General features: G+C 43.6%; 18 protein-coding genes. 12 read left to right on the top strand and 6 right to left on the bottom strand.

Translation table 11 applies throughout. The annotated features are described in order from the left end of the window. The first annotated feature begins 271 nt into the window (after nt 1-271). A complete protein-coding gene (locus tag ACGTNH_RS12795) occupies nt 272-1,087 on the top strand; it encodes a YitT family protein (protein ID WP_394587262.1) in 816 nt (271 codons plus the stop codon). Between the two features lie 418 nt (nt 1,088-1,505). Here the strand turns inward: ACGTNH_RS12795 and ACGTNH_RS12790 are convergent, their stop codons facing one another. The 3 genes from ACGTNH_RS12790 to ACGTNH_RS12780 all read right to left on the bottom strand — a co-directional run bounded on the left by ACGTNH_RS12790 (nt 1,506) and on the right by ACGTNH_RS12780 (nt 5,083). Then, nucleotides 1,506-2,708, bottom strand: a complete 1,203-nt coding sequence (locus ACGTNH_RS12790; RefSeq protein ID WP_394587261.1) for a Bcr/CflA family efflux MFS transporter — start codon at nt 2,706-2,708, stop codon at nt 1,506-1,508. Between the two features lie 191 nt (nt 2,709-2,899). Then, nucleotides 2,900-3,853 carry a nucleoside hydrolase gene (locus ACGTNH_RS12785; protein WP_394587260.1) on the bottom strand — a complete coding sequence of 318 codons (954 nt, stop codon included), beginning with the start codon at nt 3,851-3,853 and terminating at the stop codon, nt 2,900-2,902. A 342-nt stretch (nt 3,854-4,195) separates the two neighbouring features. Beyond that, entirely contained in the window at nt 4,196-5,083 is an 888-nt protein-coding gene (locus ACGTNH_RS12780) for a LysR family transcriptional regulator (protein ID WP_394587259.1), read from the bottom strand. A 211-nt stretch (nt 5,084-5,294) separates the two neighbouring features. Between ACGTNH_RS12780 and ACGTNH_RS12775 the strand changes: the two genes are divergently transcribed. The 7 genes from ACGTNH_RS12775 to ACGTNH_RS12745 all read left to right on the top strand — a co-directional run bounded on the left by ACGTNH_RS12775 (nt 5,295) and on the right by ACGTNH_RS12745 (nt 16,237). Continuing rightward, a complete protein-coding gene (locus ACGTNH_RS12775; RefSeq protein WP_394587258.1) occupies nt 5,295-7,469 on the top strand; it encodes a malate synthase G in 2,175 nt (724 codons plus the stop codon). Nucleotides 7,470-7,595: 126 nt separating this feature from the next. Continuing rightward, complete coding sequence (locus tag ACGTNH_RS12770) at nt 7,596-8,324, top strand: FadR/GntR family transcriptional regulator (RefSeq protein ID WP_394587257.1); 729 nt, start codon at nt 7,596-7,598, stop codon at nt 8,322-8,324. Nucleotides 8,325-8,389: 65 nt separating this feature from the next. Further along, a complete protein-coding gene (locus tag ACGTNH_RS12765; RefSeq protein ID WP_394587256.1) occupies nt 8,390-9,694 on the top strand; it encodes an FAD-binding oxidoreductase in 1,305 nt (434 codons plus the stop codon). A gap of 13 nt (nt 9,695-9,707) precedes the next feature. Next, entirely contained in the window at nt 9,708-11,087 is a 1,380-nt protein-coding gene (locus ACGTNH_RS12760; RefSeq protein WP_394587701.1) for a (Fe-S)-binding protein, read from the top strand. Beyond that, nucleotides 11,080-12,546 (top strand): FAD-binding oxidoreductase, encoded by a 1,467-nt coding sequence (locus ACGTNH_RS12755; RefSeq protein ID WP_394587255.1) that lies wholly within the window; start codon nt 11,080-11,082, stop codon nt 12,544-12,546. Before ACGTNH_RS12760 ends, ACGTNH_RS12755 begins: the two co-directional genes overlap by 8 nt. 17 nt (nt 12,547-12,563) lie before the next feature. Beyond that, on the top strand, nt 12,564-13,340 hold the full coding sequence (locus ACGTNH_RS12750; protein ID WP_394587254.1) for a fumarylacetoacetate hydrolase family protein: 777 nt from the start codon (nt 12,564-12,566) through the stop codon (nt 13,338-13,340). Between the two features lie 1,115 nt (nt 13,341-14,455). After that, the gene (locus tag ACGTNH_RS12745) at nt 14,456-16,237 is read left to right on the top strand and encodes an L-lactate permease (RefSeq protein WP_394587253.1); all 1,782 of its coding nucleotides are present in this window, start codon (nt 14,456-14,458) and stop codon (nt 16,235-16,237) included. 164 nt (nt 16,238-16,401) lie between these two features. Here the strand turns inward: ACGTNH_RS12745 and ACGTNH_RS12740 are convergent, their stop codons facing one another. Continuing rightward, nucleotides 16,402-17,181, bottom strand: a complete 780-nt coding sequence (locus tag ACGTNH_RS12740) for a C40 family peptidase (protein ID WP_394587252.1) — start codon at nt 17,179-17,181, stop codon at nt 16,402-16,404. Nucleotides 17,182-17,480: 299 nt separating this feature from the next. Here ACGTNH_RS12740 and ACGTNH_RS12735 point away from each other — a divergent pair, with 299 nt between their 5' ends. After that, nucleotides 17,481-17,777, top strand: a complete 297-nt coding sequence (locus ACGTNH_RS12735; RefSeq protein WP_394587251.1) for a hypothetical protein — start codon at nt 17,481-17,483, stop codon at nt 17,775-17,777. Between the two features lie 281 nt (nt 17,778-18,058). On the opposite strand, the gene ACGTNH_RS12730 is transcribed toward ACGTNH_RS12735, so the two are convergent. Further along, on the bottom strand, nt 18,059-19,249 hold the full coding sequence (locus ACGTNH_RS12730) for an acyl-CoA dehydrogenase family protein (RefSeq protein ID WP_394587250.1): 1,191 nt from the start codon (nt 19,247-19,249) through the stop codon (nt 18,059-18,061). An 11-nt stretch (nt 19,250-19,260) separates the two neighbouring features. After that, the gene (locus ACGTNH_RS12725) at nt 19,261-20,448 is read right to left on the bottom strand and encodes a CaiB/BaiF CoA transferase family protein (protein WP_394587700.1); all 1,188 of its coding nucleotides are present in this window, start codon (nt 20,446-20,448) and stop codon (nt 19,261-19,263) included. A 267-nt stretch (nt 20,449-20,715) separates the two neighbouring features. Here ACGTNH_RS12725 and ACGTNH_RS12720 point away from each other — a divergent pair, with 267 nt between their 5' ends. Genes ACGTNH_RS12720 through ACGTNH_RS12710 form a run of 3 tightly spaced genes read left to right on the top strand, consistent with a single transcriptional unit; the run spans nt 20,716 to nt 25,065 of the window. After that, nucleotides 20,716-21,876, top strand: a complete 1,161-nt coding sequence (locus ACGTNH_RS12720; RefSeq protein ID WP_394587249.1) for an aminotransferase class I/II-fold pyridoxal phosphate-dependent enzyme — start codon at nt 20,716-20,718, stop codon at nt 21,874-21,876. A gap of 12 nt (nt 21,877-21,888) precedes the next feature. Beyond that, on the top strand, nt 21,889-23,547 hold the full coding sequence (locus ACGTNH_RS12715) for a thiamine pyrophosphate-dependent enzyme (RefSeq protein WP_394587247.1): 1,659 nt from the start codon (nt 21,889-21,891) through the stop codon (nt 23,545-23,547). A 15-nt stretch (nt 23,548-23,562) separates the two neighbouring features. Further along, nucleotides 23,563-25,065 (top strand): aldehyde dehydrogenase family protein, encoded by a 1,503-nt coding sequence (locus ACGTNH_RS12710; RefSeq protein ID WP_394587246.1) that lies wholly within the window; start codon nt 23,563-23,565, stop codon nt 25,063-25,065. Nucleotides 25,066-25,094 lie beyond the last annotated feature (29 nt).

Genomic DNA, 25,094 nt, shown 5'->3' with positions numbered 1-25,094 from the left:
CTGATTATTTCAAAAACAGAGAGCTCTGTCACAGTTTATGTCAGGTTTTCTTACATGGTATCTCGAAAATACTTCGTTTTTACTATTTGAATAGAAGGGTAAGAAAAAGATGGAAAAAGCGCAGCCAATGATAGAGGTATGGAGTTTTTAACACTTTAAAGCGTATAAATCGATAGCCCTAAATACATAGAAAAAGTATTGACTTTCATTTTTGTGACCACTAAAATTCATTAGGTGTTTATATCACTATTTAGATTGAGGTGCCGTGAAAATGAATCGTTTATATAGATTCGCTGTTTTATTTGTGTGTTCGATTGTGTTAGGATTTGCTTTTAATTTGTTCTTGCTGCCACATGAAGTATTATCCGGAGGAATTACAGGTCTGGCAATGGTTTTCGGCTTATTGACGCCTGTAAATACAGGGATCTGGCTCGTTATTTTAAATATTCCTATATTAATTATTGGCTGGATGAAACTGGGGAAAGAATTTATATGGAATAGTGTATTTTCTGTGTTTATTACTTCGTTTGCCATGCAGTACATCCCGGTAGTTAAGGTTACAGAAGATGCGTTATTATCTACTGTATTTGGCGGAGTTATCGCCGGAATTGCTATAGGTTTTATTATCCGATTTTACGGCTCGACTGGTGGTTTCGATGTGATCGGGTTGGTACTGACGCAGAAGCGCGATATTCCGCTCGGTGGATTAATTTTCAGCTTAAACAGCGGCGTTGTTTTTATCTCAGGATTTATTTTCTCCTGGGACTTAGCGTTGTACACTATGGCGTCGATCTACATTACAGGGATCGTTATTGATCGTGTGCATACCCGCCATATTAAATTAAACTTAATGGTGGTAACCGATCGTGGAGATGAACTGAAAAATGAATTGATCGGGAATTTAATACGCGGTATTACCGTGATGGACGGCCAGGGCGGCTATTCTAATACAGAGCGAAAAGTTCTTTATACCGTGATTTCAAGATATGAACTGGCGTTTGTTAAGTCTCTTATTACAAGTGTGGATGCACGAGCCTTTGTCAGTATTAGTGAAACGGTGGAAGTTATAGGGAATTTTAGAAGGTAATTAAAAAGTCGTTTATCAGTGGGATAAGCGACTTTTTCCAGCTTGTAGAGAAACGTGGAAGAGTGTAAAGGGTTTGAGGAAACACCCCCGAACGCTCATCATAAAATCAGTAGAGAACAATCTACAAAACCGTGAAGGTCGCTTTGTGAAAAGCGTCTTTCAATCGAAACGTCGCTTCCTTGACGAGGCACACACCTTACTAAGGTAAAATCAAACATCTCCTCAAGAAGTATTGCTTAACTGTTCCACTTTTTAAATTAGAAGAAAAGCGGTCTGAGGGGGAATTAATATTTCCCTCAGACCGCTAATTTAAATTCTATTTTTCATGGACTTTCAGTTTTTTCAGTGAGCTTAATGTATAACGGAGTAATGTCAAGATCGTTTCTTGAAATGCAAATTGTCTGTACGCCTCAGAAAGTTAAGACTCCGAAGGCTTTCTCGTTAGTGTAAAGAAAGTAATACATCCTATGGAAGACGTTATAAATAACGTCGCTCCCATTGGGACAGCAGTCGTTTCATTAATACCAACAAGCGGAGAAACCATTGAGCCGAATAATAGGGGAAGCATTCCAAGGACCGCACTGGCGCTTCCAGCACGATGTCCCTGATGTTCCATAGCAAGTGTAAACGTACTCGTTAAGACCATGCCCATAGAGGTCATATAGATGAAAATTGGAATGACTAACGAAGGCAGTGGTCCTTCAATAATTGTCATCACAAGAAGGAATGATGTAGCCGTTACCGCAGTAATAATCGCGGTCCGAAGCAGACTTCGTTCATGAATAATGCCTCCTAGGCGGCCAATAATAAAACTTCCAGAGATAATGGCAAGACCATTAATACCAAACAATATACTAAAGACTTGGGGAGAGACACCGTAAATGTCCTGATAAACAAAGGGAGTTCCTGATACATAAGCAAAGCTGCCCCCATGTACAAATCCAATGGTTAAGGCATATCCGATAAACGAGCGATCTTTAAATAAGCTTCCTATAGTACGGAGAGAGTGTCCAATCGTGCTCGGGATCCTCTTCTCCGGCGGAAGTGTTTCTTTTAACTTCAGCGAAATTACGAGCACAATTAAAAGGCCAAGTAAACTTAAAAAATAAAAAATGGTGTGCCAGCTGGAAAACGGGAAGAGCAAAATGGCTCCGCCTGCCATGGGTGCAATCATTGGAGCTGTCGCATTGATCACCATGAGCAGTGCAAAAAATTTCGTCAGTTCTCTTCCGCTGAACACATCGCGTACAACAGCCCGTGATAGGACTACTCCTGCTGAAGCCGTAAATCCTTGAAGAAAACGGGCTGCTATTAGCGTCGTAATATTTGGAGCGAGAGCACAAAGAAGAGAAGCTACCGCAAATAAGAAAATTGAAATCATTAACGGTTTTCTCCTGCCCTGCGCATCACTGATGGGACCCACAACAATTTGGCCTACAGCAAGGCCAATCAAACAAGTAGTTAGACTAAGCTGTACGAGAGAAGCACTCGCATTTAAATCGCTAGCAATGCCAGGAAAACTCGGTAAATACATATCGATATTAAGAGGACCAAGAATGCCTAGCATTCCTAATAGAAAAGCCAGACCTAAGCGCTCTTTTCCTGTTGGATTATGAATCATATATATAGCACCTTTCTCTAAATAAGCTACGAATTCTGCTTTATTGTTTGCTGGATTATATTTGTCCGTGTTCAACTTATTTTTGAACCAATTCACTATACAACATATAATGGTAAAACGAAAGTATAAGAGATGGAGATTAGTAGATTTGAGAGAGGAGTTCTGCAAGAAACTGAGCACTAAAGGAATATCTACCTATGATTGGTTAAGATTTCTATAACATTTGCGACAAAGATATCTTTATTTAAGTTCAGGGCTATTCTTGAACATTGAGGGCCGAAGCAATTACTTGATGCTGGCCGGAAGTCAGCGATGCTTTCTCCGTAAGCGGCGGTGCCTTGATGTTCAACTATAACTTCCCTTTTTTTGTATTCAAATAAACCGCTGATGTCAAGGGCTGCCATTAAAGCTGCAAGGTCATGCATCGGTGTGCCTGGAATCCCGGGTTCAAGTTGCTGGTAAGCTTCAAAATAGAAATCTAGTATTGGTTTAATAATTTCTTCTAATGCAGAGTCTGATCGAGCATCGATGAGGTTGACTTGCCGTGGTGTTAAAATAGCATCTCTCGTTACGTTAAGAGGAATAATCGTCAGGTTAGCTGCAGATTGACATATATAGTTAGCGGCAATCGGGTCTCCGTAAAAATTTGCTTCCGCTACTTCGGTGGCATTTCCTGGTTCGTTGAAAGCACCACCCATGACGAAAGTTGCTTTGACATCCTGCATAACTTCAGGACTTAAATAATGGGCGATGGCAAGAGATGTACATCGCCCCACATTTACAAGGATTACCTCTTTACGATGCTCCTTAATCAATTGGAACAATTTACTAAAGTTCGTTCGGTTGGCAAAGCGCTCCTCTGCAATAGGCGGGTCTATCGGACCCAGCCCTTCGCTGCCGTGAATCTCAGGGAAATACACAGGATCTTCTCCATTCAGTGGGCGTGCAGCCCCCGCGATAACAGGAATATCTGTACGCCCCGCCAGCTCTAATAAGTATTCAACATTTCTAATAGCTTTTTCCCGGTCGATATTGCCATAACCGCTGACCACTCCAAGCAGGTTTACTTCTGGGTGTTTCAATGCATAGGTTAGTGCAATAGCATCATCTATCCCAGTATCGGCAAATAAAATTATTTTTTTCATATTTTCACCTCAATCTACCATATGAAAATAGACTAGAACTGCTTGTATGTTTGACCGATTGGTATAACGATAGGGGATAAAAATGAAAGAGGGAGGGGAAGGTGTTGGACAAGTTCGATTCAGCGCCACCCGCCAGCCTAATCATTTTTCCTGACCGCCAGGTAGAGCTATATTAGCCGAAAGTAAAGGTAAGAGGGGGAGCGGCTGAAACGTCCGATCTAGATATCGAAAGCAATAGCCGGGCTGAATGCTATTTAATAAAAAATCATCCGCACGGATTTCTAAAGTATCTGTCGGATGATTTTTATTTTGTTTCAATTTATCTGTGCAGGGTCATGAACGTTAAACTGTGGTCAAATACTGTTTAGACAAGTCAATAAATTCCCGAACAGCGAAGGGCAGGTATTTATTTTTTTTCCAAACCATGCCTAGCTCAAGACTTAAGGTCGAGTTTTCAAGCGGAATCGCTTTAATTGCACGATCTTGAATGGTAGTGGCTATTTCACTTGGCAGTAAAGCGATACCCACTTTAGCTTCGACCATTTCAATCATAAAGTCTCGATGCGAGCTGTGGCATACGACATTTGGATAGAATCCTTTGGTGCTGCATTCTTCAATGATCCGATCATGAAGGGAAAAGTCCTGTCGATAAAGGATGAAAGACTCACGATCTAGTTCCGTTAAATTGATTTTAGATTGTTGAGCCAGTTCATTATCTTTATGGACGAGCAGCATAAGGGGATCATTGATGACTTCCAGCACTTCCAAGTTATCTTTTTTTACGGGGACGTTGCACACAAGGCCAATGTCGAGGGAGCCGTCCGCAACGCCTTGTTTAATCATTTTAGAACCGACTTCACTTAACAGGATTTTGACTTGAGGATATTGGTCGCGATAATAACTGATCAGTTTTGAGAAAAAAGCAGCTCCGGTTATCGGGGGGATCCCGATTTTAATTTCTCCTTTCTTTAATTCAATAATATCGCTTAATTCTGAGGTTAAATTGTGAAAGGCGTCTAATACATTTATAGCATTAGCGAGCACAGCTTTTCCGGCGTCCGTTAATTCCACTTTCTTCGATCGGTAAAATAAGGGGACACCTAATTCATCTTCCAACTGCTTTACCGCTTTACTAAGGGATGGCTGGGAAACGTGCAACGTTGAAGCGGCTCTCGTAAAGCTTAATTGTTTAGCTACTTCTGAGAAATACTCTAAATGACGAATGTCCATCTGATTCACACTCCGTTTCGCTGAATTTTCTCATATGTCCGCTTGTAAAAGGATTATAACTAAAAGGAATACTACTCATTCTAAATATGTATTTTTGATATGGTAAATTTTATTATAAGATAAATAACAACAAATAGATAGAATGTTGCGACAAAATCTGTAAGCGTTTTAATGTCAATCATTCTTTAATTCATTCAAGGAGGAATGTATTGTGAAAGATTATGTAACTGTAGGTAATGTAAAAGTGGCACCCGTATTGTATGAGTTTATTAACAAAGAAGCCATTCCGAACAGCGGCGTTACCAGTGATGATTTTTGGTCAGGGCTGGAGGCGATTATTCACAACCTTGCTCCAGAAAATAAAGCTTTGTTGAAGAAAAGAGACGACCTTCAAAATAAAATTCATGAATATCACCAGCAAAATCCCGAGATTCAGGCTGAGGCTTATCGATCATTTTTACAGGAATTGAATTACATTGAGCCGGATGTTCAAGATTTTCAAGTGTCCACTGAGAATATTGATGATGAAATAACCGTACAGGCGGGTCCTCAACTCGTCGTTCCCGTAAATAATGCACGTTATGCGATTAATGCAGCAAACGCTCGCTGGGGAAGTTTGTATGATGCTTTATACGGCACGGATGCCATTAGTGAAGAAGATGGCGCGGAGATCAAGGGAGATTATAACCCTGTACGTGGAGAGAAAGTCATTGCTTTCTCTAAAAAATTCCTCGATGAAAGGGTGCCGTTAGCTGAAGGCTCTCACAAGAATGTAGAATCATATCAATTTTTTGATGGTCAATTGGTCGCTAAACTGAAAGACGGAGAAACGACAAGTTTAAAAGATGCTGCTCAGTTAGCTGGTTTTTCAGGACAGCCGGAGGCTCCAAGGGCGATTCTGTTAAAGAATAATGGTATTCATCTGGAAGTTCAAGTGGACCACACTCATCCGATCGGCCGTACGGATGAAGCAGGGGTGAAGGACATTCTTGTTGAATCTGCTTTAACCACGATTATGGACTTTGAAGATTCTGTTACTGCAGTGGATGCGGAAGATAAAGTTGAGGTCTACAGGAACTATTTAGGTCTTCTCAAAGGAGATTTATCGGTAACGTTTGCTAAAGGCGATAAAGAAGTAACGCGGGAGATGAATCCAGACCGTACGTACACCACGCCGGAGGGAGGAGAACTAACGCTTCCGGGCCGTTCCCTCATGTTCGCGCGTAATGTTGGGCATCTGATGACAAGTGATGCGGTCATTGATCAAAATGGAGAAGAGGTACCTGAAGGGATCATTGATACTGTAATTACCGGACTGCTTGCGAAGCACGATGTGTTGAACAATGGTCAATACCAAAACTCTAAAAAAGGATCCGTTTATATCGTGAAACCAAAAATGCATGGATCCGAGGAAGTCGCTTTTGCAAACGATTTGTTCAATCGTACCGAGGATTTGCTCGGCTATAAACGGAATACGTTAAAAATTGGAGTTATGGATGAAGAACGCCGTACAACATTAAATTTGAAAGCATGCATCAATGAAGTGAAAGAGCGCATTGCTTTTATTAATACAGGTTTTCTTGATCGGACGGGAGACGAAATCCATACGTCTATGGAAGCAGGTCCAATGATTAGAAAGAACGTTATGAAAGGATCCGCATGGTTGAATGGCTATGAGAGATCCAATGTACGTGTCGGTCTTGCCAGCGGCTTTCAAGGGAAAGCCCAAATCGGTAAAGGGATGTGGGCGATGCCTGATTTGATGGCTGATATGCTGGAAACAAAGGACGGTCAGTTAAAAGCAGGGGCCAATACAGCCTGGGTTCCATCGCCGACGGCTGCTACCTTACACGCTCTTCATTATCATCAAATTGATATCGCACAAGTACAAAGTGAGCTGGCTAAAGACCGAACGGATGAGCAGGAAGCTATTTTACAAATCCCGGTGGCGGAGAATTCGAATTGGAGTGATGAGGAAATCCAGGAAGAACTGGATAACAATGCGCAGGGTATTCTAGGGTATGTTGTTCGCTGGGTGGAGCATGGAATTGGTTGTTCTAAAGTTCCGAACATTAATAACGTCGAGCTTATGGAAGACCGGGCCACACTCCGTATTTCCAGCCAGCACATGGCGAATTGGCTGCATCACGGTATTGTTAATAAAGAACAAGTGATGGAAACGTTAAAACGCATGGCCAAAGTGGTAGACGAGCAAAATGCTGATGATCCGGATTACCATCCGATGTCAGCTGATTATGATAAATCCATCGCTTTCCAAGCCGCCTGCGATTTAGTTTTTAAAGGGTATGATCAGCCGAGCGGCTACACCGAGCCTATCTTACACCGCCGCCGCAGAGAAGTGAAAGAGAAAGTGTACGCAAATTAATATTGTTCAAGTCATGACAACCAGAGCCATTAACGGAAAGTTAGTGGCTCCTGTTGTATCACGTTTGTTTTAATCTTAATTGCCGGCCTGCGGGATTACTTGTCAGATATGTGATTACCGAAAGGGGTGGGGCTGCTGAGAGTTGAAAAAATTTCTACTAAAAAAGTATCTGAACGTGTAGAAGAGCATTTAGAAGCCTCCATTCGTTCCCATAAATTTCAACCTGGAGAGAAACTGCCATCAGTCCGCGAATTATGTGACCTTTTTGGGGTTGGAAGATCCGCTGTAAGAGATGCGATCACTTCGTTAAAAGGAAAAGGTCTGGTTGAAACCAGGCAGGGTGAGGGGACTTATGTCTGTCGCTTCGACACCGCTAAGCTGCTTCATCAATTTTTACTTTTATCTAACCAACAATCTATCGAAGAATTGTTTCAAGTGAGGGAGTTATTAGAGCCTGGGATGGTAAAACTGGCAGCCCAGCGGCGGACCTCCGAAGATCTACAAGCAATGGAACTGGCCATGAACGAGATGAAGACGAAGGAAGGTGAGGGGCATGAGCAGTCTGATTATAAATTTCACCTTCATATTGCTGAGGCTTCCGGTAATCAAATTCTCTATAGGTTGATGGATTTTATTTCCTCATCTATTAAACAATCAATGGTTGAATTTCACTGTTCGATCGTATCGGATCCATTGATTTTAGAAGAAGTCATCGAGCAGCATGAGCTCGTTTTTGAAAAAATTAAAGCGGGGGAAGCTGAACCTTCAAGCGAAGCTATGTTGAATCACTTGGAGTTTGTACGGAACCTTATGCGAAAGTACGATCAGGAGAAATCTCTGGATATTGGGAAGTAAAAGAAGTTTATTTATGCATAGTAAATCCGTTCTTCTTAATTAACAAACAAAAAGAGGTGAATGAAGTGGATTTTCAAGCGTCACATCCGGGACAGCAGAATGGTTCATCGGTTTCTTTAGTCGATCGATTCGGAAACAAAGGGGCTGCTGTAGTTACACCCAAAAGTGAAGATGAAATCTCAGTAATCCTTCAGAAGGCAAATCAAGAAGGGAAGAGCGTTTCCATTGAATCTGGGGGAAGTAAACGGGGATATGGAGGGATAAAAGAGAATTATGATTATACCCTTTCGATGGCAGAGTACAAAGGAGTAGTAGAGCATAACGTTGGAGACATGACTGTGACTGTTAGAGCCGGGACAACGATTACAGAAATCCAGTCTTTTCTAAAGGAACATCATCAAATGATAGCCATCGATCCGAATTGGCCTGATCAGGCCACCATAGGAGGAGTCATCGCCGCAAATGAAAGCGGTCCCAAAAGGGTGAAGTACGGTTCGGCCAGGGATCTTGTGATTGGTTTACGAGTGTTATACCCAGACGGGCAAATCATTCGAACAGGCGGAAAAGTTGTTAAAAATGTAGCCGGTTATGACATGAATAAGCTGTTTATCGGAGCGATGGGCACGTTAGGAGTCATTACAGAAATCACCATGAAACTACGGCCGATCCCTAAATATGAAAGTCTTGTGCAAGTATCTGCTTCAGAGGACCGGATTGATGAGTTAAAGCAGCTGGCTGTGAGTGTCCAGGATTCTATGATCGAGCCTGCCTCACTGGAACTACTGAATCCCGCTTTATCGAAAAAAATAATCAACCGAGAAGCGTATACACTGCTAATCGCTTTTGAGGATGTAGAGAAGTCGTGCCGTTATCAGGAGGAGTGGATCGAAAAGCATAAACCTGATGGATGCTATACGGAAGTGCTCACTCAAAAGGAAGCGCAGAATTTTTGGAAAACGTTTAGTGCGCATGCTCCTAACAGCCTTACCGATAAAGCTGCTGAAATTACACAAGCAGTGGTCAAGGTAGGAAGTAAAAACATGGATGTTTATCAAATCATGAAAGAGACCAAAAGCATTCAGATGGAACATGAGGTGAGTGTAGAAGCTCACGGTGGTCTGGGGCATGGAATTAGTCATTATATATTGTCTGGAAAAGAAGAAGAAGTTATGGCAGCTGTATTACATCTGCGCAGGATTGCGGAAGACAGGAAAGGGTATGCCGTCGTAAAACACCTTTCGTATGGCGTGAGAAATCAAATTGATGTATGGAGCGGAAAGACGTCGTACTTCTTTTTGTTTGAAGGAATCAAGCGCACGATCGATCCAAACAATACATTGAACCATCAACGGTTTGTAGGAGGGATATAAATTGCTTAAGGAAATGGCAGCGTCCGGCCAAACTGCACCCTGCTCATCAGCAAGTATAAGCAATTATTTCAGCAGCGATCATCCGGATGAAAACAAATGGATGGACTGCGTCCACTGCGGCATGTGCCTAGAAGCCTGCCCTACCTATTTGGAAACAGGACAGGAACAGCACTCCCCGCGCGGGAGAGTACATTTGATCAAGTCAGTAGCGGAAGGAAAAATTCAACTGAATGAACAATTCGCAGATCCTGTTTTTCAATGTTTAGACTGCCGTGCATGTACAACGGCCTGTCCTGCCGATGTCGATGTCGGAGGCTTAATTGAGGAAGCTCGCGGTCAAGTTCGGCAGGCAATGCCTCTTAAAGGATGGAAAGGCGCAGTCAGCACGTTTTTCTTAAAAGGTTTATTTCCTTACCAGGAGCGAATGCATACACTCAGCGGCCTGCTTAAGTTTTATCAGCGCAGTGGCATGCAGAAAGCCGTTCGAAAAACCGGGGCGTTGAAGGTCATGCCTGATCACCTGGCCAATATGGAGGGAATTATGCCGGTCATCAAGCCTTCGATGCAGAAGAAATATAAGGATGTGGATGTGGTTCCAGCCAAAGGAGTTCCAAAGGCAAGAGTTTCGATGCTGACGGGCTGTATTATGGATGTCATGTTCGCAGACATTAATCAGTCTACGATAAACGTGTTAACCCACAATGATAATGAAGTAACCATCCCGAAAAATCAGACGTGCTGTGGAGCTTTACATGTGCACGCAGGGGATCGTGAAACGGGAAGGAAGCTTGCCAGGCAGAATATTAAAGCTTTTAAAGACTCGGAAAAAGTGGTCGTCAATGCTGCAGGTTGTGGATGCGCGTTAAAAGAATATCCGGAATTGTTCAAAGATGATCCCCAGTGGAAAGCGGAGGCAGAAGCTTTTTCAGAAAAAGTGGAGGATGTTTCCAAATATTTATATGATACGGGGTATGAAAAGCCGCGCAGCCCATTAAATAAAAAAATTACGTATCACGATGCCTGCCACTTGGCCCATGGACAGGGAGTGCGTCATGAACCGCGGCAGATGATCAAGGATATACCAGGTGTGGAGTACTCAGAGTTAACCAATGCTGATACTTGCTGCGGTAGTGCTGGAATCTATAACATTACCAATCCTGAAATGGCTGAAGCGGTATTAGATCGAAAAATGGAAGATGTACCACAAGAAGTAGAAATGATCTCTATGGGGAATCCAGGCTGCATGCTGCAGATGGCTATTGGCGTGCAGAAGTATGGACGAAAAAGCGAAATTGTTCATACCGTTCAATTGCTGGATTGGGCTTATCAAAAAGACAAGCAAAAGGTCCAGGGGGATATGTCAAAAGAGAAAAGGGGTGAAAGTGATGTTTAAAAACAAGAAGAAAAAGAAAAAGCAAAGCGATCCGCATATTAACAAGCTGATTGAGATTGTAGGGGAGAAAGAAGTTCTTTATGAAGATGTGGATCTGTTGTCCTATGATAGTGATGGCTTCACGGTACACAGGGCAATGCCGAAAGCCGTTGTTTTTCCAGAAAATACGGAAGAAGTGGCAGCCATTGTCCGCTATTGCTCCGCCAATGACATCCCTTTCCTTGCACGTGGAGCGGGCACAGGCTTAAGCGGAGGGGCTATTCCGCTCAACCGTGAAGTGATTATCAGCTTGGTGAAAATGAAGCATTTGCTCAGTGTGGACTACGAAAATCGTCAAGCTGTTGTCCAGCCTGGATTCGTCAATTTGAAATTGACAAACTCAATTTCGGACAAAGGGTATTATTATGCTCCTGATCCATCCAGTCAATATGTATGTACCATTGGTGGTAATGTAGCGGAAAACGCGGGCGGTGCCCATTGTCTAAAATACGGGGTGACCACGAACCACATTTTAGGTCTTGAAGTCGTTTTGCCAAATGGAGAGATTATTGAGATTAGCGAAGATGGAGTGCCGGACAGCCCTGGTTATGACGTGATGGGACTTTTGACGGGTTCGGAAGGGACGCTTGGCATCGTTACAAAAATCACTGTACGGATATTGAAAAATCCAGAAGGGAAGCAGACGGTACTTGCTTACTTCGACCATATTGAAGATGGAAGCCGTGCTGTTTCCGATATCATTTCTGCCGGCATTGTACCTGCTGCACTTGAAATGATGGACAAGACAGCGATTGAAGGAGTCGAAGCCGGATCTTATCCTGTTGGGCACCCGTATGATATTGAAGCACTTCTATTAATTGAAGTAGATGGAATTTTGGCGGGAATCGAGGAACAGATTGACCAAATCCTTACCGTATGTAAGGGAAGGAACGTTAGAGAAGTGAAAGTGGCAGAGAGTGAAGAAGAACGAGGAAGATGGTGGGCGAACCGTAAAACAGGGTTCGGAGCAATGGGAGCCATTTCAAGGGATTACCTAGTCCAGGATGGCGTGATTCCGAGAAGTAAACTTCCAGAAGTGCTGCAGAATATTTCAGAAATCAGTAAAGAATCTGGATTGAGGATAGCAAATATCTTTCATGCAGGAGATGGTAATCTTCACCCATTAATTTTATTTGACTCCAGCAACCCCGGGGAAACGGAACAAGCGTTAAAAGCGGGAACGGCCTGTTTGAAAGCCTGTTCAGACGTGGGAGGATCCATTACTGGGGAGCATGGGGTCGGCATTGAGAAAAAAGAAGAAATGCGGTTTGTATTTACAGATGAAGAATTAGAAGCGCAAATTAAAATTAGAGAAGTTTTCAATCCGGACGACTTGCTGAATAAAGGAAAACTTTTTCCAACGCCGAGCCGCTGCATGGACGTGAAGAAAATCGTCAAAGACACGGTAGCCGTTCAATAATAGGAGGAGAGACAATTATGAAATTTGCTAGATTTACGCACAAAGATGAAGTTCAATATGGCGTCGTTACCAATGACGACATCAGCTTGATCGAGGGAGACATCTATGGGGATTGGGGCTATACAGGAGAAGTTCTGGCACTAGATCAAGTGAGTTTGCTAGCTCCCGTCGTACCGGAAAAGATCATCGGCATCGGAGCGAACTATGTGGGCAGTAAAGAAGAAAAGCCGGATCAATTGCCAGAGATCCCGGTCTTCTTTTTCAAACCTGCTTCTTCGGTAGTAGGAACTGAAGAAGAGATTATAATGCCACAAGGAATTGATGAGGTTAAATTTGAATCAGAATTGGCTGTCGTTATTGGAAAAGAAGCTAAAAATATAAAAGAAGATGAAGTGCTGGACTATATTTTCGGATATACAATCGGAAACGATGTGACGGCGCCGCAGCTTTTTCATGAAAACGGCCATTGGACATTAGGAAAGGCATTTGATACCTTCACGCCGATTGGTCCATACATCGAAACGGACCTGGACCCGTCCAAGGTATCGGTCAAAGCTGATATCAATGAAGTGGAAACGCAAAATAGTCCGACGGAACTCATGATAGTATCTCTTACGTACATGGTCTCTTATTTGTCGAAGGTGATGACACTGAAGCCGGGCGATTGCATTTTAACAGGCAGTCCTTTAGGAGCTCATTTTATAAAAAACCAGGACGTTGTGGAATGTAAAATCGATGAAATCGGCACATTGAAAAATCGATTAGTAAAGGCCTCCGTTTCTGTAGAATCTTAGATGAAGAGCAATTACTCTTCATAAAAACATCCTTACTCCCTAAATGTATGGCTATGTTAAAGGTGGTTGACAGGTAAGTTATTCAACAATCTGGGTTCGTTGCCGAATGAGAGTCAGGGGTGGTAGGAAGCAGCTCGTTTTCCTGCATAAGATAATTTCGCAACATGTGTGGTACTCGTCTTAAGCGTTTAAGTTTATTCTTTCTGTTACTCACCTGGTTATGACTCCCTATATGTATAGAGTTGATGCGCGTCTTACACTAGCCCTGTTGAAAGTAACCTTTATGATTAGGATTTTCTCGCTTCTTACGTGTCGCATTCTTGTCATTGGAGTTTCCGTTCTACTCATAATCGTAAAGAGCTCCGGGAAATTGCGAGACTCCTTTTGTAAAAGCGGAAGCGCTTGGTCAGCGGCGTGTGGACTGGACTGAGCTGGCGGAGATAAAGGAAACACGAAGAACGGAGTGATTCGATGTTGACTTATCGTACAGAAGCGAAGGAAGTCTCATCAGCCGCTAAGCGCTGGAGCTGGATCGTTCCCCCTGAGGTTGATGAACAGGTTAATGCCCAAGATAAATTTAAGTGTAAGAGAGTGGGAAAAGAGTACTTGGTGAGATCCCGCAGGACGGGACGTCCGAGGAAGCTCACTGCACTCCCACGGAAAGGGAGTGATTTCCCCGGAGCTCTTAGCACTGTTAAACGTAACGGAAACAGACCCAAACATCTAGGAACTGAGTCTTCAGTATAAGGGAGCTTATATGAATATCAACACGGAACTTTAACAAAGCCAAATATATAAATCGAACAGGGAGTGAGGGAGTTTTTTTTGGAAAAGATGGTAATTGGGCAACGAGATGTTCCAGGGGGATACAATATAGATTTGAATCTGCGGAACAATTAAATAGTAAAAATAATCCATTCGCATGTCTGTATATATAACTATTACAATATTTGAATAGTATTGAAAAAATTAGGAGTCAACCTTATAATAATTAGAAAGCGCTTACATTTCTGTTTTGAATGGTAATTGCACCCATGTTTTGTCAAAAGAAGCGAAAGGAGGGAAGGAATATTTCACCGGAAGCATTTGACAATAAAATCAATGGAGGGTGAATCATGAATACCGGAACATTAGCACTTTTATCACTTTTACCGATCATTGCAGTAGGGATTTTTCTCGTAGGTCTAAGGTGGCCGGCAAGCAAGGCGATGCCCATTTCCTACATAGTAGCTGTTTTACTCGCGCTGTTTGTCTGGCAGGTTCCTGGAGCAACAGTAGCTGCTGCTTCTGTCAATGGGTTAGTTGTGGCAGGTACGCTCTTATATATCATTTTCGGAGCGATCTTGTTATTAAACACACTGCAGGAGAGTGGAGGTCTTAAGACGATCCGGCAGGGATTTATTGATGTATCACCTGACCGGCGCATTCAAGTAATTATCATTGCCTGGTTGTTTGGTGCTTTTATTGAAGGGTCAGCAGGGTTCGGAACCCCGGCAGCGGTTGCTGTGCCGTTACTCGTTGGGTTAGGGTTTCCAGCCATGGCTGCTGTAATTGCCGGGATGGTGATTCAAAGTACCCCTGTCTCGTTCGGTGCAGTCGGGACCCCGATTCTTGTCGGTGTTCAGTCGGGTCTGGCAGCTGACGCCAGCATTACAGATAACTTCCTGGCTTTAACAACTATGGTCGGCGGGCGTGTCGCTATTCTTCATGCCATTGTCGGCACACTTGTTCCTTTATTTGTCGTAGCGCTTATGACTCGCTTTTTTGGTAAGAATAAATCATTCAGCGAAGGTATTAAGGTTTGGAAATTTGCTTTGTTTGCAGCTTTTGCAATGACCATTCCATATGTAATTGTAGCTAATGTGCTCGGTCCCGAGTTTCCTGCCATGATCGGTGGTCTGGTCGGACTGGCGATTGTTGTACCGGCTGCTAAAAAAGGCTTCCTCATGCCGCCTAAAGAGGAATATTGGGATTTTGAGGAACAGTCCAAGTGGGATCCGTCATGGACCGGGAAAATCGAGATTAAGGATATTGCTCACAAAAGTGGAAAAATGTCGATGTTTCAGGCATGGATGCCTTACATTTTAGTCGGCTTGTTCCTGGTGATGACACGATTGACCGTCCTGCCTTTAAATGAATGGTTAACCGCGGTGAATGTGACGATGCCAAACATTTTTGGTACGGAAATAACAGCAAGCTTCCAGCCGCTCTATTTACCAGGCACCATTTTTGTTGTCGTGTCATTGATCACGTTTGCGATTCATCAAATGAAATTCACGTCCTATAAGAAGGCATTAACTCAATCCGGGAAAACCATGATACCGGCCTCCGCAGCTCTTCTTTTCACAGTTCCTATGGTTCAAGTGTTTTTGAACTCCGGGGGAGGAACAGCAGGTTTTGGAAGCATGCCGATTGAGCTGGCTAATGGAGTGGCTGCATTAACCGGTGACTTGTGGCCGTTGTTCTCTTCCTTTGTTGGCGGTCTTGGCGCTTTTATCGCCGGAAGTAATACAATCAGCAACATGATGTTCTCGCTGTTCCAATATGATGTTGGTGCTCAAATCGGAGTTGATGCTACCTGGATTGTTGCTCTGCAGGCGGTTGGAGGAGCAGCCGGTAATATGATCTGTGTGCACAACGTTGTCGCAGCATGTGCCGTAGTAGGATTAGTCGGTAAAGAAGGGGATATTATTAGAAAAACAATCTTTCCATTTCTTTACTATGCTACTTTTGCCGGAGCTCTCGGGTATTCGATCGTATGGACAGCAGAGAAAGGGATATTCAATATCGGTACGATCATTGCAGCAATCATATCAACTGTAGCTGTTTATATCATCGCTACGAATAAAAATCGTGATCCATTAGCTAACCTTCAGCAAAAACGAAAAACCGTGTAACTATAAAGAGGGCCGAGTACCATCACACCTGGCACTTCACTCTTTTACAGCTTTTCGGTACCTGGTAGCCTTATAAGGTGACCGATAAATACAGAAAGACCCGAACCAATCACACGAATGAAAGGTCCGGGTCTTTTTTGCATTTTTTCCAGCATCATATTAGTCTATTGAAAAGATTTAACGCCTAGATAGTGATCCTGCCAGTAGTCGATGCTCATATCGGCTACCTCAACTCCGTTACTGCCAGAGTGGATCATTTTATTATCCCCAATGTAAATACCACTGTGAGATGCGCCTTCTGTGTTATATGTTCCTTCGAAGAATACAACGTCCCCAACACTTGGAGATTCGACTCTTTCGCCGTCGTATAACCACATGTCACTTTCTTTTCTGTTTAAGTCAATGCCAACCTGGTCGAAAACATATAGAATGAACCCGCTGCTGTCAAAACCGTCTGGTGTAGTTCCGCCCCATACATATGGTGTGCCAATTTGATCTTCCGCGATTGAGACTACGTCAGATTGGGAAGCTGATTCATCAGAAGAAGGTTCTTCTGTCGTCGGCTCTTCTGTTGTCGTTTCTTCAGTAGTGCTCTCTTCAAGGTTAGAAAGCGCAGATTCTGTTTCTGGTCCTACTAGCCCGTCGACTGCCAGTCCTTGATCAGCTTGGAAATCTCGTACGGCATCTTCTGTAAGAGGTCCGAAAATGCCATCAAGAGTAGATGTATAATATCCTTCTGCCTCGAGATCAGTTTGTACGGCTTTCACGTCGTCACCTTGATCTCCATTGCTTAATATCGATGTTTCAGCGGAACTGCCGGATTCCGTTGCTGTAGGATCTGCTTTTGCAGAAACGTTTTCTGTTAAAACTGGTGTAAGTGCTAAAGTCGTGACTAGTGCTGAAGAAATCACATACTTTCGCACAGACTGAGATGACTTGACCATGTAAAATCCTCCTAGAAATTGAGTTATTCAGTTTGAAGTCATGAAAGCAGATAGCTCAACAATTGAGGATCATATGTAATCCTTACTTAAATGAATTGCAGCTTACTATGTCATTCACGGGATCTTTCAAACTAGATCCTAGTCTATCAGACAAAAGTCGACAGCAGGTTTCAAACAGATTAAGCTGACTTTATATTCTTTTTACAAACAATTAATATAATTCTGTTGTTGAAAATGTCAGGGAGGAGGTGATAAGTGTATTATAATGGAAAAATAATCCTTGAATTTGGGGGGGGAGTATGAAAAAAGCCAATGTCTTTTTTATGTTTGCTTCGGGTTTATTAATACTCTATAACTTTATGCTATCCGTAACTGGAGTTACAATGACGCCCGCTAATGAATTTACCATTTTAATGATAGGAGTTATTCCGGCAATGATCTGGATTGCTGTTTTCCTTTTGTCAAGAAGAATGAAAGAGGTAATTACGCTTCCTATTTATTCAGGATTGACCTTGTTATTTGGGGTGCATTTTTACTTATTGACCACCAATCAATCATATGGAATAACCGAAATCATAGAAAAATTGACAATGTAGAGAACCGTGAAGTTGTGGGGAAAAGTAGGTTTGATAGTCTAAAAGAAGAGGCGGGAGAAGGGTGCCAGGTACCGAAAAGCTGTTAAAGAGCGAAGTGCCAGGTATGAATTTCGGTACCTGGTACCCGGCGGGGGATTTTGACGGAGCGGCACTAAATCTTCTTCAATAAAAATCATCCGAACGATTCTTTAGAAACCCGTTCGGATGATTTTATGCTTGATTCGGTTACGTTCAAGCCTGGATTCGAATCATGGATTTACAAGTGACTTCAGGCGGCCGTGTTACTTATGATCCCATGCCGGAAGCATATGACTGAGAGCTTTATCTTTTCGGTAGCCTAGCACATATTCAGCCTGCATAATGGTGTGGATTTCACGTGTTCCTTCATAAATGACGGGGGCTTTTGAGTTACGCAGATAGCGTTCAACAGGATATTCATTGGAGTACCCATATGCCCCGTGAATCTGTACGGCATCGTCAGCTGTCTGATTAGCGAAATCACACGCCTGCCATTTTGCAAGTGATGTTTCACGTGTATTACGCTCACCTTTATTCTTCAATTCCCCCGCACGGTAAACGAGTAAGCGGCTCATCTGAAGACCGGCTTCCATCTTCGCGATCATCTGTTGTACAAGCTGGTGCCGCCCGATTTCTTTGCCAAACGTCTCCCGGGCATGGCAATAGTCTATGCTGGCTTCTAAGCAAGCCATAATTTGACCGCACGCTCCTGCAGCAACGGTAAATCTTCCATTATCTAATGCCGCCATTGCAATTTTAAAGCCGTCTCCTTCTTGTCCCACTAAATTTTCTTTTGGCACCTTCACTTGGTCAAAAAATAGTTCACCTGTATTACCAGCACGTATTCCGAGCTTGCCTTTCGTCGCTTTAGAGGAGAATCCTTCCATCGTTCGTTCGACAATAAAAGCTGAGATCCCGTGATGCTTTTTACTTTTATCTGTATAAGCAAAAACGAGAAAATGATCAGCGGTGTCACATAGAGAGATCCATGTTTTCTGTCCGTTAAGCACATAATGATTTCCTGCCCGCGCTGCTGTTGATTGCAGTGACGCTACATCTGAACCGGCCCCAGGCTCAGTCAACCCGAAGGCTCCGATTTTCTCTCCCTTCGCCTGCGGGAGGAGATACTTCTGCTTTTGCTCCTCCGTTCCCCATTGCAGCAGCGTCATACTGTTCAAGCCCGTATGCACAGAAACTGCTGTACGAAAGGCCGTATCGCCTCGTTCCAACTCTTCACATACAATCGCAAGCGAATTGTAATCCATACCGCTGCCGCCATATTTCTCCTGGATACAGACACCCATCAATCCTAAATCGGCCAGTTTTTTTAAAATGGTTTTATCAAAAAAACCGTTCGCATCCCACTCGCCGATAAAAGGCATAATTTCTTTATCTGTAAAATCTCTTACTGTTTTTCGAAGCATCACTTGCTCATCTGTAAATTCGAAATTCATAGCTACACTCCTTAAATCGTGTTCATGTTTCGCAAATGCTCAATCAGTTTTTTCTCATAGCCCAGCGCCTGCAGGATTTCATCTGTATGTTCACCCGGCTCGGGAGGATGACGCTGTACATCTACAGGTGTCCGCGACATTTTAAGCGGACTGCCAATCATTTGAACCTCTCCGGCTCGGGGGTGCTGCGCTGAAACAAACATTTCTCGAGCTTGCAGCTGCTTATCCTTAACGACATCCTCTACCGTTTGAATGGCACCAAATGGAATATTGGCAGCTTGACACTTTTCTTTCCAATAGTCTGTCGTATTTTTTCCAAACGCTTCTTGTAAAATTTCAGCGAGTAATGCTCGATGGGCGACCCGATCAGGATTCGTGCGAAAACGTGAATCTGCAGCTAATTCAGGAATTTGTATCACCTTACAAAGGGAGGTGAACTGCGTATCATTACCAACAGCAACCACCATCTCTCCATCAGCCGAATAAAAGGTCTGATAGGGGACAATGTTGGCATGATGATTGCCTAATCTCTCAGGCAGGCGTCCTGACATTAAATAATTGCTGCCAATGTTGATCAGTGAGCTGACGGCTGAATCATAAAGGGATAAGTCAACCTTTTGCCCGAGACCCGATTGATTCCGTTCCAGCAATGCCGCCTGAATCCCTATACATGCGTAAAGTCCCGTTAGAATGTCCGTTATGGCAACACCGAGCTTCTGCGGACCAGAGACCCCGTTACCTGTAATACTCATCAGGCCGCTCATCGCCTGAATGATAAAGTCGTACCCTGGTAAATTTTGATAAGGCCCTGTCTCCCCAAAGCCTGTAATGGAACAGTAGACGATTCGAGGGTTAATCTTTCTTAACTGCTCATAATCAATTCCAAGCCGTTCCATTGTGCCTGTTTTAAAGTTATGAAGGATCACATCGCTTTGTCTGACGAGCCTTCTTATAATCTCTTTGCCCTGTTCAGATTTTAAGTTAACGGTCAAGCTTTTTTTATTACGGTTGGCACATAAATAGTAAGCACTTACCCCTTCTTTAAAAGGAGGGCCCCACTTTCTCGTTTCATCACTTCCTCCCGGCGCTTCGACTTTAATTACTTCAGCTCCAAGATCACCTAAAATCATGGAACAATAAGGTCCGGCAAGTACCCGCGTTAAATCAAGTACGGTAGTGCCTCGTAACGTCTCCGACAGTTTGATCACACCCTTTCTCTCTAAGGAAAAAGCCAGCTGAACCCATACAATGTATGAATCCAACTGGCTTGGGGTCTGCTGGGATCAGGTTGGTAGAGGAGTTGTCCTACATTACACGTTATTCCTGACATTAAGAAAATATGATCACTAGTTCAATAGAAGGTAAAAAGATCTATCATGAAACGAAATGCAGGCTAATAGGATAGAACAGTGGGACAACCCGTTAAGTAAATTTGAATGATTAATTTGATTTTAGGGGCTGAAGAAATGCATTACGGGTCCAGACAAGTGAATAGTTTACCACCCTATCTTTTTTCCGTATTTCAACAAAAGAAAAAAAAGCTGCAGGAACAGGGAATCGACGTGATCGATTTAGGTATTGGCGCCCCCGATTTGCCAACCCCGCCTTTCATTATTGACCGGCTTGTGGAAGAAGCCGGTAAGCCGGCGAATCACAAATATTCTCCTTACAGCGGCTGCTTAGAGTACAAACAAGCTGTGGCTCATTTTTATAAGAAGCACTACAGCGTCACATTAGATCCAGAGACAGAGGTTCACGCGCTGATCGGTTCTAAGGAAGGAATTGCCCATTTTTTAAGCGCAATCCTTGATCCGGGAGATGGCGTGCTTGTGCCAGACCCCGGTTACCCCGTCTATCAGTCAGCAATTCACTTAGCTTATGGCAAGGTTCTTCCTTTGCCGCTCCATGAAAAAAAGGGGTATGTTCCACAGTTTGAAAAAGTGAAAGCAGCAGATTGGGAGCAGGCAAAGCTGATGCTGTTAAACTATCCAAGTAATCCAACGGGAGGGACGGTTGAACGTAACACATTTGCTGAGGCCGTTTCTTTAGCCAAGAAGCATAATCTCTGCGTGGCTCACGATGCAGCATATGATCTCGTTACATTCAAAGATTACAAAGCCCCAAGTGTACTGCAAGTGGCGGGGGCAAAAGAGGTGGCTGTCGAGTTTGGGTCGCTGTCTAAGAGCTTTAATATGACAGGCTGGAGAATCGGCTATGTAGTAGGTAATCGTGATCTTATTCGAGCATTATCCATCGTGAAAAGTAATATGGATACGAGTCAGTTTTTAGCGATACAAAAAGCTGGAGCAGCTGCATTATACAGCGATTTTTCCTCTATAAAAGCAAACAATGAGATCTATCAAGAGAGAATGAAAGAAATGATCCCGGCGTTAAAGCAAATGGGGATAGAAGCAGCTGAGCCAAGAGGAACTTTTTTCATTTGGGCAAAAATACCGCACGGGGAAACATCCCGGACGTTTTCGGAGAAGGTACTTGAGAAAGCAGGAGTTATCGTTACACCAGGTACGGCTTTTGGAAGCAGGGGAGAAGGGTATATTCGTATTTCTTTATCGGTTCCTACTGAACGGCTGCGAGAAGCTGTTCAGCGATTGAAAAAAATTGAATAGAGGAGGGTCTCCTTGAAGGCTCATAATCAACCTCAGCTGTTAACGAGTGCTCAAGCCATTGTGAAATGTATCAAGATTGAAGAGATACCAAATGTGTTTTGTGTTCCCGGTGAAAGCTACCTCCCTGTTATGGATGCCATTTTCGATGAACCGAGTATAGAATTGATTTCCGCAAGACATGAAGGCGGTGCAGCTTTTATGGCGGAAGGGTTTGCGAAAGCCAGCGGTAAGCCGGCGGTCGTTCTGGCTACAAGAGGAGTAGGCGGAGCCAACCTCGCTATAGGCGTTCACACGGCTTACCAGGATTCGTCACCAATGGTCGTGTTTTTAGGGCAGGTGCATAGTCAATTTAAAGGGAGAGAAGGGTTTCAGGAGGTTGATTTGGAGCGATTTTTTGGACCGATATCGAAATGGACCATTGAAATTCAAGAGCCCTCAAGAGTGCCTGAGCTCGTGCAGCGGGCGTTTAGAATCTCTCAAACGGGTCGTCCAGGTCCTGTGGTTATTTCTTTACCTGAAGATTTGTTAAACAAGAAAGCGGAGATGGTGTTTACTCGTGCTGCCGTAAAGCCTGCACCATGTCCTTCATTACGTGAAGTTCACGAGATCGAGCAGATATTACAAGAAGCAGAGCGCCCTGTCGTAATTGCCGGTGGAGGAGTGAAACATTCCGGTGCCGAAGAGGAATTAATCAAGTTTGCCACTACATTTAGTCTTCCCGTTCTTAGTGCTTTTCGCAGACACGATGTGTTTCCAAACAACCATCCACTTTACGCTGGCCATCTTGGATTAGGAGGAGATCGTACGATTGTCGATACAGTTCAGGGAGCGGACACGGTTATTGCGATTGGCACACGTCTTTCTGAAGTTACGACGCAGGATTATTCTCTCCTTGGACGAGATCAGACCCTCGTTCATATTGATATTGATTATGAAACGCTAGGAAAAGTGTACCCTCCAGACGTTGGTGTTGTCTCTGACGCAAAAGAAGCGTTGCAGCGTCTAACAACCATCGAGGTGAAACCTAAATGGACAGCCTGGTCAATAGCTCGCCGGCAAGTTTATGTGGATTCTACTCTTACTATTAAAGAAAAAGAAACGACGAACCAGAAGATCATATCCATTCTGCAGAACCGTCTGCCCTTTGACGCGATTCTTACAAATGATGCAGGTAATTTTGCTGGCTGGCTGCATACCTTTTATCCATTTAACCAAAAGAACACTTACATTGGACCTACCTCTGGCGCAATGGGCTACGGCATGCCTGCGGCTTTAGGTGTGAAATTCGCACAGCCTGACCGGACCGTAGTCTCGCTGTCTGGTGATGGAGGGTTCATGATGACGATGCAGGAGCTGGAGACAGCTGTACGCTATAGCATCCCAGTTATCAGCATTGTGTTTAACAATAGGATGTACGGCACGATTCGCATGCATCAAGAAATCCATTTTCCATATAAGAAGATTGGTACAGATTTAGGTAATGTGCCTTTTTCAAAACTGGCTGAAGAACTAGGAGCGATTGGATTTTTTGTTAAAACTCCAAAAGAATTTGAACAAGCTCTCACTAAATCTATGTACGTAGAAAAGCCTGTCGTTATTGAAGTGGAAAGTGATCCAGAGCAGATTTCGGTATCTTCAACGATACAACAAATAAGAGATCGCTCGAATTAAAGGAGGAATGAAAGGATGACCCCAAAATTGATAAAAGAAGAAAAGCTTAGAAATTTTATAAATGGAAAGTGGGCGGCCCCTTCAAGTGAGAAATATGCAGATGTCGTAAATCCGGCGAATTTAGCTACCCTCGTCCAAGTCCCATTATCCAGTATGCAGGACGTTGAGAAAGCGACATCAGCAGCAAAGAAAGCTCAAAAAGACTGGGCGCTTGTTCCTGCCCCTCAACGTGCTGAAATCCTATTCCGTGTGGGTGTCCTTATGAAAGAGAAGAAGGAAACATTGTCGCAGCTATTGACGATGGAAAACGGAAAAGTGATTGAAGAAGCACGCGGGGAAGTGCAGGAAGGCATTGATATGGCTTTTTACATGGCAGGAGAAGGCCGGCGCTTATTTGGACAGACGACGCCTTCTGAACTTAAAGATAAATTTGCGATGAGTGTGCGCGCTCCTGTGGGTGTGGTCGGTATTATTACGCCCTGGAATTTTCCGATTGCCATTGCCACCTGGAAGTCATTCCCTGCCATAGTTGCTGGCAATGCCGTCGTCTGGAAGCCGGCTACGGAAACGCCGATTATGGCGTTTGAATTAGCGAAGATCTTTGAAGAAGCAGGGTTGCCGGAAGGTGTTATTAATGTTGTTTTTGGTTCAGGATCGACCGTAGGGGAAGCGATGATTGAACAAGATGACATCCGTGTTATTTCTTTTACCGGATCGAATGAAGTTGGACGCACGATCGCAGGAAAGTGCGGTCAGCGTTTAAAGAAAGTATCACTTGAAATGGGCGGGAAAAATGCAGTGATCGTCATGGATGACGCCGACCTTACATTAGCGGTTGAAGGAATTTTATGGAGTGCGTATGGGACAAGCGGCCAGCGTTGTACGGCCTGCAGCCGTGTGATGGTGCATGAGAGTGTCAAAGAGCAGCTGGAGGATCGTCTGCAAAATGAAATTGCCAAGCTCACGATTGGAAACGGATTGGATGAATCAATTAAGGTCGGTCCGATTATTAATAAGAACGGCCTGGAAAAAATCAAAAGCTATATTCAAGTAGGTAAAGAGGAAGGAGCTAAACTGCTGAGCGGCGGTCACGTGCTGAAGGATGGTAACCATGCGAAAGGAAATTACTTTGCCCCTACCCTATTTACGGACGTAACTCCAGATATGCGTATCGCTCAGGAAGAAATTTTTGGACCTGTAGTTTCCTTGATTCCGGTAAAAAGTCTAGAAGAAGCGATCGAAATCAACAACAGCGTTGAATATGGTTTATCAAGCTCTATTTTTACAAGAGACGTCAATCAAGTGTTTGCGGCGCAGCGTGATTTAGATACAGGAATTGTGTATGTGAATGCCGGCACTACAGGGGCTGAAATTCATCTGCCATTTGGAGGTACAAAAGGCACTGGTAACGGACACAGAGATTCAGGTGTAGCTGCACTTGATGTATTTACCGAGTGGAAAGCGGTGTACGTTGACTTCAGCGGAAAGCTGCAGCGTGCGCAGATCGACGTAGAGTAAAATTTTGTTAGTGGTTTAAGAAGGAGGCG

Origin of the sequence: Halobacillus sp. B23F22_1 (assembly GCF_043497005.1) — a bacterium.
Classification (GTDB): Bacteria; Bacillota; Bacilli; order Bacillales; family Halobacillaceae; genus Halobacillus_A.
Note: the sequence above shows the minus strand (reverse complement) of the source record. Positions and strands in the feature narration are given on the sequence as shown.

Coding starts and splice junctions, on each gene's coding strand:
- ACGTNH_RS12730 (WP_394587250.1), bottom strand. CDS start 19,249: ATGAATTTCGAATTTACAGATGAGCAAGTGATGCTTCGAAAAACAGTA.
- ACGTNH_RS12720 (WP_394587249.1), top strand. CDS start 20,716: ATGCATTACGGGTCCAGACAAGTGAATAGTTTACCACCCTATCTTTTT.
- ACGTNH_RS12740 (WP_394587252.1), bottom strand. CDS start 17,181: ATGGTCAAGTCATCTCAGTCTGTGCGAAAGTATGTGATTTCTTCAGCA.
- ACGTNH_RS12750 (WP_394587254.1), top strand. CDS start 12,564: ATGAAATTTGCTAGATTTACGCACAAAGATGAAGTTCAATATGGCGTC.
- ACGTNH_RS12795 (WP_394587262.1), top strand. CDS start 272: ATGAATCGTTTATATAGATTCGCTGTTTTATTTGTGTGTTCGATTGTG.
- ACGTNH_RS12755 (WP_394587255.1), top strand. CDS start 11,080: ATGTTTAAAAACAAGAAGAAAAAGAAAAAGCAAAGCGATCCGCATATT.
- ACGTNH_RS12710 (WP_394587246.1), top strand. CDS start 23,563: ATGACCCCAAAATTGATAAAAGAAGAAAAGCTTAGAAATTTTATAAAT.
- ACGTNH_RS12735 (WP_394587251.1), top strand. CDS start 17,481: ATGAAAAAAGCCAATGTCTTTTTTATGTTTGCTTCGGGTTTATTAATA.
- ACGTNH_RS12745 (WP_394587253.1), top strand. CDS start 14,456: ATGAATACCGGAACATTAGCACTTTTATCACTTTTACCGATCATTGCA.
- ACGTNH_RS12780 (WP_394587259.1), bottom strand. CDS start 5,083: ATGGACATTCGTCATTTAGAGTATTTCTCAGAAGTAGCTAAACAATTA.
- ACGTNH_RS12760 (WP_394587701.1), top strand. CDS start 9,708: ATGGCAGCGTCCGGCCAAACTGCACCCTGCTCATCAGCAAGTATAAGC.
- ACGTNH_RS12790 (WP_394587261.1), bottom strand. CDS start 2,708: ATGATTCATAATCCAACAGGAAAAGAGCGCTTAGGTCTGGCTTTTCTA.
- ACGTNH_RS12785 (WP_394587260.1), bottom strand. CDS start 3,853: ATGAAAAAAATAATTTTATTTGCCGATACTGGGATAGATGATGCTATT.